Origin of the sequence: Streptomyces javensis (assembly GCF_039525925.1) — a bacterium.
Classification (GTDB): Bacteria; Actinomycetota; Actinomycetes; order Streptomycetales; family Streptomycetaceae; genus Streptomyces; species Streptomyces asiaticus.
Genome location: NZ_BAAAIF010000049.1, coordinates 60929 through 75933, shown reverse-complemented (window position 1 = coordinate 75933; position 15005 = coordinate 60929). Strand labels below are relative to the sequence as shown.

At 71.1% G+C, this 15005-nt stretch carries 18 protein-coding genes; 3 read left to right on the top strand and 15 right to left on the bottom strand.

The window, feature by feature from the left end; all coding sequences use genetic code 11:
* The first annotated feature begins 221 nt into the window (after window positions 1–221).
* Window positions 222–1088 (top strand): hypothetical protein, encoded by an 867-nt coding sequence (locus ABD329_RS33335; RefSeq protein ID WP_198278895.1) that lies wholly within the window; start codon window positions 222–224, stop codon window positions 1086–1088.
* Between the two features lie 55 nt (window positions 1089–1143).
* Here ABD329_RS33335 and ABD329_RS33330 read toward each other — a convergent pair whose 3' ends face one another.
* The gene (locus ABD329_RS33330) at window positions 1144–1965 is read right to left on the bottom strand and encodes a hypothetical protein (RefSeq protein ID WP_309142799.1); all 822 of its coding nucleotides are present in this window, start codon (window positions 1963–1965) and stop codon (window positions 1144–1146) included.
* 228 nt (window positions 1966–2193) lie between these two features.
* Here ABD329_RS33330 and ABD329_RS33325 point away from each other — a divergent pair, with 228 nt between their 5' ends.
* Together ABD329_RS33325 and ABD329_RS33320 are read left to right on the top strand one after the other, a co-directional pair.
* Window positions 2194–4293, top strand: a complete 2100-nt coding sequence (locus ABD329_RS33325; protein WP_198278894.1) for a glycosyltransferase family 4 protein — start codon at window positions 2194–2196, stop codon at window positions 4291–4293.
* Between the two features lie 98 nt (window positions 4294–4391).
* On the top strand, window positions 4392–4919 hold the full coding sequence (locus tag ABD329_RS33320) for a hypothetical protein (protein WP_198278893.1): 528 nt from the start codon (window positions 4392–4394) through the stop codon (window positions 4917–4919).
* On the opposite strand, the gene ABD329_RS33315 is transcribed toward ABD329_RS33320, so the two are convergent.
* The 14 genes from ABD329_RS33315 to map all read right to left on the bottom strand — a co-directional run bounded on the left by ABD329_RS33315 (window position 4913) and on the right by map (window position 14935).
* Window positions 4913–6121 carry a PP2C family protein-serine/threonine phosphatase gene (locus ABD329_RS33315; protein ID WP_198278892.1) on the bottom strand — a complete coding sequence of 403 codons (1209 nt, stop codon included), beginning with the start codon at window positions 6119–6121 and terminating at the stop codon, window positions 4913–4915. The genes ABD329_RS33320 and ABD329_RS33315 overlap by 7 nt on opposite strands.
* Complete coding sequence (locus ABD329_RS33310) at window positions 6118–7137, bottom strand: SpoIIE family protein phosphatase (RefSeq protein WP_198278891.1); 1020 nt, start codon at window positions 7135–7137, stop codon at window positions 6118–6120. The genes ABD329_RS33315 and ABD329_RS33310 overlap by 4 nt, the downstream gene beginning before the upstream one ends.
* A complete protein-coding gene (locus ABD329_RS33305) occupies window positions 7134–7613 on the bottom strand; it encodes an ATP-binding protein (RefSeq protein WP_198278890.1) in 480 nt (159 codons plus the stop codon). The genes ABD329_RS33310 and ABD329_RS33305 overlap by 4 nt, the downstream gene beginning before the upstream one ends.
* Entirely contained in the window at window positions 7597–8007 is a 411-nt protein-coding gene (locus ABD329_RS33300) for an STAS domain-containing protein (RefSeq protein ID WP_198278889.1), read from the bottom strand. The genes ABD329_RS33305 and ABD329_RS33300 overlap by 17 nt, the downstream gene beginning before the upstream one ends.
* Entirely contained in the window at window positions 8004–8882 is an 879-nt protein-coding gene (locus tag ABD329_RS33295; RefSeq protein WP_198278888.1) for an STAS domain-containing protein, read from the bottom strand. Before ABD329_RS33295 ends, ABD329_RS33300 begins: the two co-directional genes overlap by 4 nt.
* Window positions 8883–9062: 180 nt before the next feature.
* A complete protein-coding gene (gene truA / locus ABD329_RS33290) occupies window positions 9063–9929 on the bottom strand; it encodes a tRNA pseudouridine(38-40) synthase TruA (protein WP_198277576.1) in 867 nt (288 codons plus the stop codon).
* Between the two features lie 85 nt (window positions 9930–10014).
* On the bottom strand, window positions 10015–10536 hold the full coding sequence (gene rplQ, locus ABD329_RS33285; RefSeq protein ID WP_086880023.1) for a 50S ribosomal protein L17: 522 nt from the start codon (window positions 10534–10536) through the stop codon (window positions 10015–10017).
* 175 nt (window positions 10537–10711) lie between these two features.
* On the bottom strand, window positions 10712–11734 hold the full coding sequence (locus ABD329_RS33280) for a DNA-directed RNA polymerase subunit alpha (RefSeq protein ID WP_009715858.1): 1023 nt from the start codon (window positions 11732–11734) through the stop codon (window positions 10712–10714).
* A gap of 123 nt (window positions 11735–11857) precedes the next feature.
* Window positions 11858–12484, bottom strand: coding sequence for a 30S ribosomal protein S4 (rpsD, locus tag ABD329_RS33275; protein WP_044571646.1), 627 nt, complete (start codon window positions 12482–12484; stop codon window positions 11858–11860).
* Window positions 12485–12512: 28 nt separating this feature from the next.
* On the bottom strand, window positions 12513–12917 hold the full coding sequence (rpsK, locus tag ABD329_RS33270) for a 30S ribosomal protein S11 (protein ID WP_009715860.1): 405 nt from the start codon (window positions 12915–12917) through the stop codon (window positions 12513–12515).
* A 66-nt stretch (window positions 12918–12983) separates the two neighbouring features.
* Entirely contained in the window at window positions 12984–13364 is a 381-nt protein-coding gene (gene rpsM / locus ABD329_RS33265; protein ID WP_044571648.1) for a 30S ribosomal protein S13, read from the bottom strand.
* Between the two features lie 196 nt (window positions 13365–13560).
* On the bottom strand, window positions 13561–13674 hold the full coding sequence (gene rpmJ, locus ABD329_RS33260) for a 50S ribosomal protein L36 (protein ID WP_003956441.1): 114 nt from the start codon (window positions 13672–13674) through the stop codon (window positions 13561–13563).
* 28 nt (window positions 13675–13702) lie between these two features.
* Entirely contained in the window at window positions 13703–13924 is a 222-nt protein-coding gene (gene infA / locus ABD329_RS33255) for a translation initiation factor IF-1 (RefSeq protein ID WP_003956442.1), read from the bottom strand.
* 174 nt (window positions 13925–14098) lie between these two features.
* Window positions 14099–14935 (bottom strand): type I methionyl aminopeptidase, encoded by an 837-nt coding sequence (gene map, locus ABD329_RS33250; protein ID WP_037952904.1) that lies wholly within the window; start codon window positions 14933–14935, stop codon window positions 14099–14101.
* Between the last annotated feature and the right edge of the window lie 70 nt (window positions 14936–15005).

Sequence of the window (15005 nt, the reverse complement as noted above, 5' to 3'; positions counted from 1 at the left end):
GGCGCGGCCGCCTCGCCCGGGCCCCGGCCGCCGTAAGGGCCTTGTCGCGCGCCCGGCCGCGCCCCGCGATTCGGGCCCGGGGCACCGGCCGCCGGGGGCTTCGTGGGACGCCCGGCCGTGGCCCGGGTTCGGGCCGGGACACCGGCCGAGTGAAGGGTGCGGCGGAAGAGGGACCCGCCGGCGGGTCCATCCTGTCACTCGGCCGGTCTAAAATGCGCGCCATGAGCTTTGGGCAAGGGGGGCCTTACGGGCCCGGGGGTTCTCAGGCGCCTCAGCCGTCGACGCCGGACTGGGCGGCGCTCGCCGATCAGTCCGCCGCGCGCAACCGCCGCCGCAAGTTGCTCTTCATCGGGGGCGGGGCGCTGGCGACGGCGGCCGTCGCCGCGATCGTCGCCACCGCCGTGGTCAGCAGCGGACACAAGGACAACGGGGGCGGCGATTCGGCCGGTGGGCTGCCCACCCCGCAGGACCTGCCCAGTGAGTCGGCGACGCCCGAGCCGACCTTCTCCAATGTGGCGCCGCCCGCGCCGCCGAAGCCGCTGGACATCATCTCCAGCGCCCGGCGGGACAAGGCGCCGCTGAGCGCGGCCGGTCTCTTCCCCGACAAGCGCGCCGCGAAGGACGACCGGTCGTACACCAAGGCGGCGTCCGCCTCGACCACCAGTTGCTCGGCCGCGACCCAGGGGGCGCTCGGTTCGGTCCTGGTGAACAACGGCTGCCGCAAGCTGCTGCGGGCCACCTTCACCCGGGACGGCGTCGCGGTGACGATCGGTGTCGCCGTCTTCGACGGCAAGGCGGCGGCCGAGAAGGCCAAGGACGGGTACAAGCCGAACATCGCCTCGCTCTCGGGCGGGGGCGTCCCGACCTTCTGCCGCCGGACGGCCTGCCAGAGCTCGGCGAACGCGATCGGGCGGTACGCCTACTTCACGATCTCCGGCTATACGTCGGGCAAGGCGGTCACGTCGTCGGACACCGCCACCCTCCAGGCCGGCCGCGATGTGGCCGACTACACCTTCCGCCGGATCCTGGCCCGGGGCAACGCCCAGGCGTCGGCGGAGGCCGCCGCGGCCGCCTCCGCCACCAACTGAGACCCGGGCCGCCGGGCCCGCCGGGCGGTTATGACGCGGCGCCCTTCGTGGCCTTCTATGACGCGGCGCCCTTCGTGGCCTTCGCCACCTTCGCCACCTGGGCGTCCACCAGCGCGGCCGGGATCTCGGACTTCGCCGGGTCCGCGATGTTCACCCCGAAGAACACCGTCACCTGCGGCCCGGTCCGCACGACCGTGAACTTGATGACGGCCTTCTCCTTGCCCGCGTCATGCAGGCTGAAGGACACCGCCTCGTCCCCGGCCTTCGGCGCGTCCAGCGGTGTCACCTTCTTGACGTCCGCCTTCCCGCCCGTGCCGTCCTCGGCGGGGAAGCCGCCCTGGCAGGCGGTGACGGCCTCGCGCAGGTCCTTCACCGTGCGCTCGGCGTCGCCCGGTCCGTAGGAGGAGATCCGGATCAGGCCGGTGGAGCCGACCTTGGCCTTGGTGAGGCCGGTGGCGTAGGCGCGGTGGACGCTGGCCTTGGGCGCCGGGTCGTACCGGGTCCCCATCAGCGCGGCCATCGGCCGGCACGCGGCCTTGCCGGTCTTGGCCGAGCCGCCCTCGCTGACCTCCTTGTCGGACATCTTCTGCACCTCGACCCCCTTGACCTCGCCGCTGGTCAGGGCGGCCCGCTCCAGGGCGGACGCGGACAGGGGCTTCGCGGCCGGGTCGGAGCTCGCGGCCTTGTCGCCCTGCGAAGCGCCGTCGCCCTGCTTGGCACCGTCGCCCTGCTCGACGCCGCCCGCCCGCTTGGCGCCGTCCTCCTTGCCGTCGCCCGAGTCGCTGCCGCATCCGGTCATCAGCCCGAGTGCCGCCACCACCGCGATGGCCGCGCCCACGGTCCGCTTCGCACCGGAGTCGTTCATCTCTCTGTCCACCCCTGGTCGGTATCGGGCCCGTACGGCCACCGCACGGACACCCCGCAGACTCCCAGACCCCCTGGAAGGTTGTAATCCCTTTTCCAAATGTGGTGGATCCCATATCACCACACGCATAAGCAACCTTCGCGGCCCCAGCCAGTCTTACCGACCGACCGGTCCAAACTGGCTCAGCCTCGGAGGGGAGGGCACGTCGCGGCAGCTCAGCCCCGCCGCGCGTACATCACCATGAAGATTTCTTTCCTGCTCCACAACGCCTATGGCATCGGCGGGACCATCCGGTCGACCTTCAATGTGGCCGGGGCGCTCGCCGCCCACCACACCGTGGAGATCGTCTCCCTGATCCGCACCATCGACGTCCCGAACCTCCCCCTGCACCCCGCCGTACGGCTCAGACCCCTGATCGACCTGCGCCCCGCCGAGGACCGGCCCCGCGCCGGGCGCCGCGCCGCCGACCTCGGCCATCCGCTGCTGACCCGGCCCAGCGCCCACATCCCCGCCGCCGAGGCCAGGGGCACCACCAACTTCAACGCGCTCACCGACGAGCGCGTCGCCGAGTACCTCGACCGCACCGACGCCGATGTCGTCATCGCCACCCGCCCCGGCCTGGTCATCTACCTCGCCGCGCTCGGCCGCGCCGGCCGCTTTCTGCGGATCGGCCAGGAGCACCGCCTCTACGGCACCCACCGCGCCGAGATCCGCGCCGCCTGCGACGCCGCGATACCCCACCTGGACGCGTACACCTCCGTCTCCGAGGCCGACGCGGCCACCCACCGGGCCCAGCTCCCCGGTGTCACCACCCGGCTGACCGCCCTGCCCAACGGGGTGCCCGCCACCGGGATCGAGCCCTCCGACGGCCGCGCCAAACTCGTCGTGGCCGCTGGCCGGCTGATCCCCGTCAAGCGCTACGACCTGCTGGTGGCCGCCTGGGAGACGGTGGCCGCCAAACACCCCGACTGGCGGTTGCGCATCTACGGCCGCGGCCCCCAACTGCCCGCGCTGCGCCGCCAGATCGACGAGCTCGGGCTGGCCGGGCACATCACCCTGATGGGCGCCCACTCCCCCATCGAGACCGAGTGGGCCAAGGGCGCGATCGCCGCCGTCACCTCCCGCGAGGAGTCGTTCGGCATGACGATCGTCGAGGCGATGCACTGCGGGGTGCCCGTGGTCGCCACCGACTGCCCGCACGGTCCGGGCGAGATCATCACCGATGGCCAGGACGGACTGCTGGTGCCGGTCGGTGACGTCGACGGGATCGCCAAGGGGCTGCTGACCCTGATCGAGGACGACGAACTGCGCCGCTCGATGGGCGCGGCGGCCCGGATCGCGGCGGAGCGATACGCACCCGAGCGCGTGGCGGCCGCTTACGAGCGGCTCATCGAGGAGCTCCACACCGCCCGTGGCGCCGCGGCCCCGGCCCACCGGCGCCGTACGGCCGCGCCGTTGCGGGGCCGACCGGCCGGAGCGCCGCTGACCGGCACCCTCAAGGGCGCGGTCAAGCAGCTGATCCGCAAGCGCCTGCGGCCCGTGGCGTCCTGCCGGGTCACCGCCGAGGGCAATCTGTCGGTGCTGCTGGAGCCCGCCGGTCTGCACGGCGGCGAGTTCGAACTGACCCTCACCCGCCGCAAGAGCGACGAGCCCCCCTTCCGCGTACGACTGCTGCCCCCGGTCGGCGGAGCGCCGTCCGCGCCCTGGACGGCCACGCTCGACCGGGCGACGCTCGACCTCGACGAGGGGCGCTGGGATCTGCATGTGGTCCGCCCCTCGGACGGGGTGCGCCGCCGGGTCGGCTGCCGCTTCGCCGAGGGGCGCGGGCTGCTGGACCTGGAGCCGCTGCCCGGCTCCCCGTTCACCTGGTGGATCCCGTACTCCACCGTCGACGGCTATCTCGCGCTGCGCGCCTGGCGGCGCCCGGCCCACGCCGAGGCCCGGGTGATCCGCCTGGACGCCGAGGGGCTCGCCGTCGAAGGCACCCTGCACGGGGCGCGCTTCGGGCTCGACGCCGCCCCGACCGCGGTGGCCACCCCGTCCAAGGGCCCGGCCCGCCCGTTCCTCACCGGGGTCACGGCGCTCGACGGCGGACGGTTCCGCTTCACCATCCCGTACGAGCGGATCCGGGAGGCCCATGACGGCGAAGGGGGCGCCGCCGGCTGGACCCTGACACTCCATAAGTCCGCCCGGGGCGGGACCCCGATCCGGGTCGGACGCATCGTCGGCGACATCGTGGACCGCGATAAAACGGACCTCTTTCCGATCACTCACGGTGTCCGACCCCACCTCACCCGCACCGGTGACCTCGCCATCATCTCCGTCACCACCGGGAATTGAGGGACTCGGTCCAAAGGTGCCGTGTTTGCCGCTCAGATCACCGGTAACACTCGGTGATACCAGCCTCGAGCGAGGAAATCTCTGCGGAAGGCACAGCGATGTCAACTGTCACGCTCATCATTCTGCTGGCGGCACTGGCCGCCATGGCCGGCCTCGTGATCGCCCCCTCGGTGCGGCAGGGCCGCAAGGGCGAACTGCCGGTCCGAAGCCTGCCCTCGGAAGCGAGGGAGCAGTACGCGGCGCGGTGGGCGGGCCTACAGGAGCGGTTCGTGGACTCCCCCGGATGGGCCCTGCGCGAAGCCGACCGGCTGCTGGGCGCGTTGGCCGTGGACCGCGGCTATCCGGCCGAGTCCGAGGAGAAGCGGATGGACGCGCTGTCCGTCCGTCATCCCGAGGAGATCGAGGGCTACCGCCGGCTGCACGCCATGGTGGCGCGGGTGCACGAGGGCGAGACGGCCACGGAGCGGATGCGGGAGGCGCTGGTCGCGGCGCGTCCCCTGTTCGAGCAGCTGGTCCGGGCCCAGCCGCACGACGAGCGCCCGCTCCCGCCTCCGGTCCCCCGCCAGCGGGACCTCCGGCGGGGCCGCATCCCGCGGCAGCGCCTCGGCCCGGCCGCCGATCACTGACCGGTGAGCCGCACCGCCAGCGCGAGGGTGTCATCCGGATGCAGGATCACCGTGTGCATATCCTCCGCGATGGCGCCGGGGACCTCCTCCGTCGGGCTCTGTAGATGCTTGTGCGCGGCCTCGATCAGGCGCTTCTCGCCCTCGATCGGGTCACGGCGGCTCTCGGTGAGACCGTCGGTGTAGAGCAGGAGGAGGTCCCCGGGGGCAAGCCGCTCGGTCAGCGGGGTCTCGCTGCCGGGCAGCGGAAAGCCGATCCCCCGCCCCCGGGCCTCCAGATACCGGGCCGTCCCGTCGCGGCGCAGCAGCAGCGCCGGCGGATGGCTCCCATTGGCCAGCCACAGCTCACCGGAGGCCGGATCGATCCGGGCGAGCTGCACGGTGGCCATCACGGACCGGTCGAAGGGGCGCAGGATCTCGTCGGTGCGGGCCACGATCGACTCGAGCCGGTGGCCTTCCAGGGCCAGGGTGCGCACCGCGTGGGTGACGTTGAGCGCGCTGCGCGTACTGGTCACCCCGTGGCCCAGCGCGTCCACGATGGTGATGTGGACGGTGCCGTCGGGCAGCACGAACCAGTCGTACAGATCCCCGCCGGTCGGCGCGTCGGTGCCGGCCGGTTCGTAGTGCACGGCGAGTTCGAGGCCGTCGGCCTTGATGGGCGCCGGGCGCAGCGCGTCCTCCAGCTCCCGCAGGGTCTGGCCGTGCGCGGTGCGCAACTGCTTGTCCCGCTCGTCGAGCTGGACGTAGAGCGCGAGCACCCCGCTGTTGGTCTCCGCGAGTTCGTCCTTGAGACGGCGGTGCTCGGAGGTGAGGGCGTCGGCGGCGGCCACGACCGCGCGCAGCTCCTCCGCGGCCAGGGCGTCCTCGCCGGGCGCCTCGTCCGCGGCGCCGGATGGGGGCGACGCCGGGAGGCGCCACACCACCTCGCCCTCGGTCACCTCATCGGGGGCCATGGGGAGGTCCGCCGCCACCGGACCCGTATCGCCCGGGGCCCGCAAGCCCACCGTGAGCAGCCCCTTCTCCGGGTCGTACGCCCAGGTGAGGCCCGTCTCCCGCCCGGCGCGCAGCGCCGCCCCGGCGGCCTCGGCGGCGGACAGCACAAGGCGTGCCCGGACCGCGGGGTCCAGGGCGTGCTCCCGGGCCAGCGCCCGAACGGCCCGGCTGAGCGCCGCCGTCGTGGCGCAGATGAGGTTCCTCGTCGTCATGGAAGCCTTAAGGGGGACCTGGCCGCGAGCACCGTGGCGTCGTCGCGGACGCGGCGATGGCCATGGGCGAGTGCGGCGGACAGCAGGGGCGGCGGGAGGCGCAGCACGGACGGGGGCGGGTCGAGCGACCAGCGGGCGGCTATGCCGTCGCTGTGCAGCACCGCCGTACCGCCCTGGGGCAGCGGGAAGTCGTGAACGCGGGGGGTGGGCATTCCCCAGCCGACGATACCGGGCTGCCCGGTCAGCCGGTGCCGGACCCTGTCATGGGTCAGCGCGAGGGCGCGGATGTTGCCGACACCGCAGTAGTCGGCGTGCTCGGCGTACAGCCGCAGCACGCCCACGGCGGCCCCTCGGGTGTGCCGCAGGGCCCGGTTCATCCGGTTGAGCACCTCCGGCAGCGGCCGGTCGGGGTCGGCGTGGAAGGTCCGCAGCGCCGCCTGGGCCGCCTCGGCGGCGGGCTGGCCGTGGCCGAGACCGTCCAGGACGAGGGCGGTGCGGGCGGAGTCCGTGTCGACGATCGCGCAGGCGTCGCCACAGCCCTCTTCCCCCTCGGCGGGCAGACAGACCGAGCCCACCCCCTGCCACCCCGGCCGCTGCTCGCCCGGCGCGGTGAGCCGGGCGCAGGCCCAGGTGCCCGCGTGGGTGCCGTCGGCGCTGCGCATCTGGAAGTGGGTCGCCATCCGCTTGACGGCGCCGAGCCCGACCCCCAGCGTTCCGGAGGTGGTGTAGCCGTCCGCCAGACAGCGCTCCGGGTCGTGCATACCGGGCCCGCGGTCGGCGGTGAGGATCTCCACCCCGTGGCCCAGCGGCAGCGGCTGGACGTAGAGGGTGCCGTCGCTGGCGTGCTTGTCCAGGTTGGTCGCCAGCTCCGAGGCGATCACGGCCGCCTGGTCGGGCAGCGCCCCCGGCAGCTCGCACCGCCGGGCCACCTCACGCGCCGCCTCGGCGGCCAGATGCACGGCGCTGTGGTGGTCGACGCGCACCTGGACGGTGGGCGCCGTGAAGGGATGGGTCACCGGACCGTCCAGCGGGTGACGACCACCACCGTGCCCTCACCCGGGCCGGTGCGCACCGAGAACTCGTCCATCAGCCGCCGGGCGCCGCCCAGTCCGTGGCCCAGGCCCGAGCCGGTGGTGAAGCCGTCGGTGAGCGCCACGTCGAGGTCGGCGATGCCCGGCCCCTCGTCCTTGACGACCAGCCGCAGCCCCCGCCGTCCGCGGGGGTCGCGCGGGTACTCCAGGGTCACCGTGCCGCCGCCCCCGTGGACATAGGCGTTACGGGCGAGCTCGCTGGCGGCCGTGACCACGCGGGTCTGGTCCACCAGGCCGAAGCCCACCTCGACGGTGGCCGCGCGCACCGCATGGCGGACCGTCAGCAGGTCCTCCTCCGTGCGCACCGGGTACGAGGCCGGCGCGGGCGGGCGCCGGTCCTCCGTCCGCGAGGGCCGCTTGGGCCCGCGGGAGGCGAGGATGGATTCACCGGGGAGTGCCACGTCGGGCCCCTTCCAGGGGCTGTGGGGCCTGTCGCCACCCCAGCGCGGCCATGCCCTGCTCCGGATTGAGTGCGGTCTCCACGCCGACGAGCTCGATTCCGAGCTCGACCAGGGTGATCGCCACCGGCGGTCGCATCCCGGCCACGATCACCCGCGCCCCCAGCAGCCGGGCCACCGTGGTCAGCTCCATCAGCGTCCGGGCCACGAAGGAGTCGATGACCTCCAGCCGGGAGATGTCGATGAGCACCCCACGGGCGCCCTCGGCCGAGATCCGCTCGGTCAGCTCCTCGGTGAAGACGATGGCGGTCCGATCGTCGAGCTCATTGAGCAGGCCGGTGACCAGGACGTCGCCCAGTCGCAGAATCGGAACGCCGGGCTGGGGCTGGCCGGTCACCGACCGTCTCCTTCGTCACCGTCGGGCCCAGGCCCGTCGATCAGCTTGATCGCGGCGGCCAGCGCGTCGGCCAGCGTCGCCCGCGTGAGGATGGTGGACAGATCGATGCCGAGCTGGGCGATGGTCTGGGCGATCGAGGGGCGCACCCCGCTGATCACGCAGTCCGCGCCCATCAGCCGCACCGCGTTCACGGTCTGCATCAGGTGCTGGGCGACGGCGGTGTCCACCGTCGGCACACCCGTGATGTCGATGATCGCGACCAGCGCCTCATGGTCCTGGATGGCCTGGAGCAGATTCTCCATCACCACCTGGGTCCGGGCCGTGTCCAGCGTGCCGATCAGCGGCACGGCCAGCACCTGCCGCCACAGCCGCACCACCGGCGTCGACTGCTCCATCAGCTGCTGGCTCTGCCGGCGGATGATCTCCTCCCGGCCGTCCACATACGTCTCGAAGGACAGCGCCCCGGCCACATCGAGCAGCCGGTTCATGAAGACGGCCGAGGCGAACAGCTCCTCGGCGTCCCGGGTGTCCCGCTGCACCGCCTTCAGCAGCGCCTCCTTGAGCGCCAGCACCGCCAGCGAGGTGGCCGTCGGGGTGGCCCCGGCCCGCGCCCGGCGCATGGAGAGCCCCACCACGGCCTCGTGCAGCCCCGGGGTGGAGGTCACCACTCGGTCCACCGGCACACCGCTCCGCAGTCCCGGGACCAGCGCCTCGATCAAGGCGTCGGCCTCCTCGCGGAGTTCGGCCTCCCCGATGTCGGTGTCGAGCAGGGCCTGCTCCATCTGTAGCTCGACCCAGCGATCGGCGATCTCCTCGCCGCGTTCATGGAGCGCCCTGGTCAGGCGCTCTCGCACAGCGGTCTCGCTGGTACTCACGCGGTTCCCTTCGGCGGTCGGCGACCGTTGTCGGTTGGCAAATTTTATCGATCTTCCGGGGGCCCCGGAAGCCGCATCATGCCGATCGCCGCCCCGCCGTGACCTGTTCTCGTCCCGCCGTTCGCACACGATGCGCGTGGCGAGTACCCCGTGATCGCCCGCCCACACCCACCCGACGCCTCAGCAGCACCCGGAACCGATCGCCGTCGCACCGGGCAGGGAACGCTTGTTGCGGGACTCCCGGTTACGGGCGGCGAGTTGGTCGTCGGCCGGGTAGCCGACCTCTTCCAGGGTCAGACCATGGGGGCGTACGACATGGACGGCGGAGTCGCGCAGCCCGGCGGAGAGCACCTGGGCGGGCCAGTCCGGGGGACGGTGTCCGTCGCCGACGAAGAGCAGCGCGCCCACCAGCGAGCGCACCATGTTGTGGCAGAAGGCGTCCGCCCGCACCGTGGCCGTGATCACACCGTCCGCCCCGCGCGCCCAGTCCAGCCGCTGGAGGGTGCGGATGGTGGTGGCGCCGTCGCGCCTCTTGCAGTACGCGGCGAAGTCGTGCTCTCCCAGGAGCCGCATCGAGGCCGCGTTCATGGCGTCCACGTCCAGCGGCCAGTCGTGCCACAGCACATGGCCGCGCAGCAGCGGATCGACCCCGCCGGGGTGGTCGGTGACCCGGTAGGCGTAGCGCCGCCAGATCGCGGAGAAGCGGGCGTTGAACCCGGACGGGGCCTCGGCGACCCGCCAGACCCGTACGTCATGGGGCAGCCGCCCGGCCAGCCGCCGCAGCAGCTTGTCCCGGTGCTCGGCCCACAGCGCCTCGGGCAGATCCACGTGCGCCACCTGGCCGCGGGCGTGGACCCCGGCGTCGGTGCGGCCCGCGACGGTCAGCTCGAAGGTCTCCGCGGAGCGCGTCACCGTCCGCAGCGCGTTCTCCAGCTCGCCCTGTACGGTGCGTCGCTCGCGCTGTTTGGCCCAGCCCGAGAAGTCCTTGCCGTCGTAACTCAGATCCAGCCGGACCCGTACGAAACCGGGCGCCGCCTCGTCACTCACCCAACCGTTCCTCTCCATGCGGAACGGGCCCGCTCCCAGGAACTGGGGGCGGGCCCGTCCGTACGACGAAAGCCGATCAGACGCCTCAGGCGTCCTTCGACTCCTCGGCCTCGGCCTCGGCCGGAGCCTCGGTGGCCTCGGCAGCCGGGGTCTCCTTCTTGAGGTCCGCGGCGGCCTGGTCACCGGCAGCGTCCTTGGCGGTCCGCTTGGTGGCGGCCTCGGCCTCGCCGACCGCCTCCTGCTGCACGGTCAGCGCCTCGACCAGCTCGATGACCGCCATCGGGGCGTTGTCGCCACGACGGTTACCGATCTTGGTGATGCGGGTGTAGCCACCCGGCCGGTTCTCGTAGCGCGGCCCGATCTCGGTGAAGAGGGTGTGCACGACGCTCTTGTCACGGATGGTCTGGAGCACCAGACGGCGGTTGTGAAGGTCGCCCTTCTTCGCCTTGGTGACCAGCTTCTCCGCGACCGGACGCAGGCGGCGGGCCTTCGCCTCGGTGGTGGTGATCCGGCCGTGCTCGAACAGCGCGGTGGCGAGGTTCGCCAGCAGGAGCCGCTCGTGCGCGGCGCTGCCGCCCAGACGGGCGCCCTTGGTGGGCTTCGGCATTGGTCTATCTCCTCGATGTCTGCACCGGCCGTATGAGGTACCGGTGTCAGTTACCGGCGAGCGGCCGCCCGCCGGACATTCTCGTCGCCCACCGCACGGACTCGATCAAGCTCAGCAAGATCAAGCCCGTCCGGCGACTGAGGACAGCGCCTCAGCCCCAGCGGCGGGGCGGCGATCAGTACTGCTCGGTCTCGACGAAACCCGCATCCGCGTCGTCATCCGCGCCGAAGGCGTCGGCGGCGGCGGTCGGGTCGAATCCGGGCGGGCTGTCCTTGAGGGCCAGGCCCATACCGGCCAGCTTCGCCTTGACCTCGTCGATCGACTTGGCGCCGAAGTTCCGGATGTCGAGCAGGTCCGCCTCGGACCGCGCCACGAGCTCACCCACGGAGTGGATGCCCTCGCGCTTGAGGCAGTTGTACGAACGAACGGTGAGCTCGAGCTCCTCGATCGGCAGCGCCAGGTCGGCGGCGAGGGCGGCGTCCGTCGGGGACGGGCCCATGTCGATGCCCTCGGCGTCCACGTTCAGCTCGCGGGCCAGGCCGAACAGCTCGACCAGGGTCTTACCGGCCGACGCCATGGCGTCACGCGGCCGCATGGCCTGCTTGGTCTCGACGTCGACGATCAGCTTGTCGAAGTCGGTGCGCTGCTCGACACGGGTCGCCTCGACCTTGTAGGTGACCTTGAGCACCGGCGAGTAGATCGAGTCGACCGGGATCCGGCCGATCTCCTGGCCGACCTGCTTGTTCTGCACGGCGGAGACATAGCCGCGACCGCGCTCGACGGTCAGCTCCATCTCCAGCTTGCCCTTGCCGTTCAGCGTGGCCAGGACCAGGTCGGGGTTGTGCACCTCGACACCGGCCGGCGGCGCGATGTCGGCGGCGGTGACCAGACCCGGGCCCTGCTTGCGCAGGTACATCACGACCGGCTCGTCGTGCTCCGAGGAGACGACCAGCTGCTTGATGTTGAGGATCAGGTCGGTGACGTCCTCCTTGACGCCCGGCACGGTGGTGAACTCGTGCAGGACCCCGTCGATCCGGATGGACGTGACCGCCGCACCGGGGATCGAGGAGAGGAGCGTACGACGCAGGGAGTTTCCGAGGGTGTAGCCGAAGCCCGGCTCCAGCGGCTCGATCACGAACCGGGAGCGGAACTCGTCGACGACCTCTTCGGTCAACGAGGGACGCTGAGCGATCAGCATGGGAATTGCCTCCAGTCTTCGGCGCCCGCTATTTGACGCCGAACCCTTCAATGGTACGGGCGGTACGTGCCAAACGGCTCCGTACCGCCCGCATCAGCCGGCTACGCCGGCGGGTCGCCGCTACTACTTGGAGTAGAGCTCGACGATCAGCTGCTCCTGCACCTGGGTGTCGATCACCTGGCGCTCGGGCATGGAGTGCACGAGGATCCGCAGCTGCGACGGAATGGCCTCCAGCCACGCCGGCACGGTGCGCTCGCCGGCCTCGGCCTGAGCCACCTGGAAGGGGGTCAGGGTCCGGGACTTCGGACGGACCTCGATGATGTCGTTCACGGTGACGCGAGCCGACGGGATGTCGGTCTTGCGGCCGTTCACGTTGATGTGGCCGTGGCGGACCAGCTGACGGGCGTGGTCGCGGGACTTGGCGAAGCCGGCCCGGTAGACCACGTTGTCGAGTCGGGTCTCGAGGATGCGAAGAAGGTTCTCACCGGTCTTGCCGGTCTTCTTGTTCGCCTCCGCGTAGTAACCACGGAACTGCTTCTCAAGGACACCGTAGATGCGGGTCGCCTTCTGCTTCTCACGGAGCTGAAGGAGGTACTCGCTGTCCTTGGTGCGCCCGCGACCGTGCTCACCCGGGGGGTAAGGACGGATCTCGATCGGGCACTTCGCGCTCTCGCACTTGCTCCCCTTGAGGAAGAGCTTCTGCTTCTCCCGACGGCAACGCTTGCAGTCGGCCCCGGTGTAACGCGCCATTGTTTCTGTTGTCTCCTACTTCAGCCGGTCAGACGCGCCGACGCTTGGGCGGGCGGCATCCGTTGTGCGGAGTCGGAGTGACGTCCTGGATCGAGCCCACCTCCAGGCCGGTGGCCTGGAGCGAGCGGATCGCGGTCTCACGGCCGGAGCCCGGACCCTTGACGAACACGTCGACCTTGCGCATGCCGTGCTCCTGCGCGCGGCGGGCGGCCGACTCGGCGGCCATCTGCGCGGCGAACGGAGTGGACTTGCGCGAGCCCTTGAAGCCGACGTGGCCGGCCGAGGCCCAAGAGATCACGTTCCCGGTCGGGTCCGTGATCGAGACGATGGTGTTGTTGAACGTGCTCTTGATGTGAGCGTGCCCGTGGGCGACGTTCTTCTTCTCCTTGCGGCGCACCTTCTTGGCGCCGGCCGTCCTGCTCTTCGGAGGCATTCTCGAAATCTCCCGTGGAGGTGGTCGGTCCTACAGCTCGGACCGCTTGTCAGCGTCCGGTGCGGACTACTTCTTGCCCGGCTTCTTCTTGCCGGCGATCGCGCGACGCGGGCCCTTGCGGGTGCGGGCGTTGGTCGACGTGCGCTGGCCGTGGACCGGAAGGCCGCGGCGGTGGCGCAGACCCTGGTAGCAGCCGATCTCGACCTTGCGGCGGATGTCGGCCTGGATCTCGCGACGGAGGTCACCCTCAGTCTTGATGTTGTTGTCCACGTACTCGCGGATCTTGACCAGGTCCTCTTCGCCCAGGTCGCGAACGCGGGTGTCCGGGCTCACACCGGTGTTGGCGAGCGTCTGCTGGGCAAGGGTGCGACCGATGCCGAAGACGTAGGTGAGGGCGACCTCGACGCGCTTGTCGCGCGGGAGATCAACGCCTGCGAGGCGTGCCATGAATCTGGCTCCAGTTGGTTGTCGGAGGTCTTCCGCAGCACCACTCCCGGCCGCCGTACGGGACGGCTCCCGGGTCCCCGGCCTCCGACCGGGGGTGTCGTCCCCGCGAGGCGGGAACGGGTGACTGCGTATGTACGCAAAGTTATGACGTCGCGCGAAGATACTGCGAGTGGTGCAGGATTTCGGCCGGTGTGCGTCAGCCCTGGCGCTGCTTGTGGCGCAGGTTGTCGCAGATGACCATGACCCGGCCGTGGCGGCGGATCACCTTGCACTTGTCGCAGATCTTCTTGACGCTCGGCTTGACCTTCATGGGTGTGAGGTTCTCCGGGTCGTGAGATCTACTTGTAGCGGTAGACGATCCGTCCGCGCGTGAGGTCGTACGGAGACAGCTCCACGACCACCCGGTCATCGGGCAGGATGCGGATGTAGTGCATACGCATCTTGCCGCTGATGTGCGCGAGGACCTTGTGACCGTTCTGAAGCTCCACCTTGAACATCGCGTTCGGCAGAGACTCGATCACGGTGCCCTCGATTTCGATGGCGCCTTGCTTCTTGGCCATGTCCTGCTTTCGGGATCGGCTACCTTGATCGGCTCGCGACATGCGGGAGGGCAGGCGAGAGCCGACGTGTCAGTCTACGTCAGGGCATCCCGAAACACGAATCCGGGGCATCATGCCCCGATTTTGAGATCTTTATGCCCACGGAGATCGCCGGCCGGAGTCGGGCGGAGATCGTCAGGCCAGCGGATCGGGCGCGGTCTCCACGCCCAGCTCGGCCAGCTTGGCCTTGCCGCCGTCCACGGCGGTCAGCACCAGCGGGCCCTCCTCGGTCAGCGCGACCGAGTGCTCCCAGTGGCTGGACCAGGTGCCGTCGTCCGTCTTGACCGTCCAGTCGTCGGCCAGCACATGCGTCTTCGCGGTGCCCAGGCTCACCATGGGCTCGATCGCGATGCAGAAGCCGGAGACCAGCCGGGGGCCCTTGCCGCGCTTCTTGGAGACGTAGTTCAGCAGATGCGGGTCCATGTGCATCTGGGTGCCGATGCCGTGGCCGCCGTAGTCCTCGATGATCCCGTACTTGCCGGACGCCGGACGGGGCTGGCGGCGGATGTAGCCCTCGATCGCCTTGGAGATGTCGACCAGCCGGTTACCCTTGCGGACCGCCGCGATCCCGGCCCACATCGACTCCTCGGTGACCCGGCTGAGCTCGTACAGCTCCGGGGCGTGGCCGGTGCCCACGAAGGCGGTGAAGGCGGCGTCGCCGTGCCAGCCGTCCACGATCGCGCCCGCGTCGATGGAGATGATGTCGCCGTCCTTGAGGACGGTCTCCCGGTCCGGGATGCCGTGCACCACGACGTCGTTCACCGAGGTGCAGATGGTGGCGGGGAAGCCGCCGTACCCCAGGAAGTTCGACTTGGCGCCGTGGTCGGCGATGACCTTACGGGCGACGTCGTCCAGGTCCTTGGTGCTGGCACCGGGGACGGCCGCCGCCCGCGTCGCCTCGTGAATGGCGGCGACGACCAGTCCCGCCTCACGCATCTTCGCGATCTGCTCGGGAGTCTTGATCTCCACCATGGGGGGCCTTCCGGGATCGGTCTCTGGTGCGGTCCGTGCTGTGACGTATCTGCTCAACGATACGGCCGCG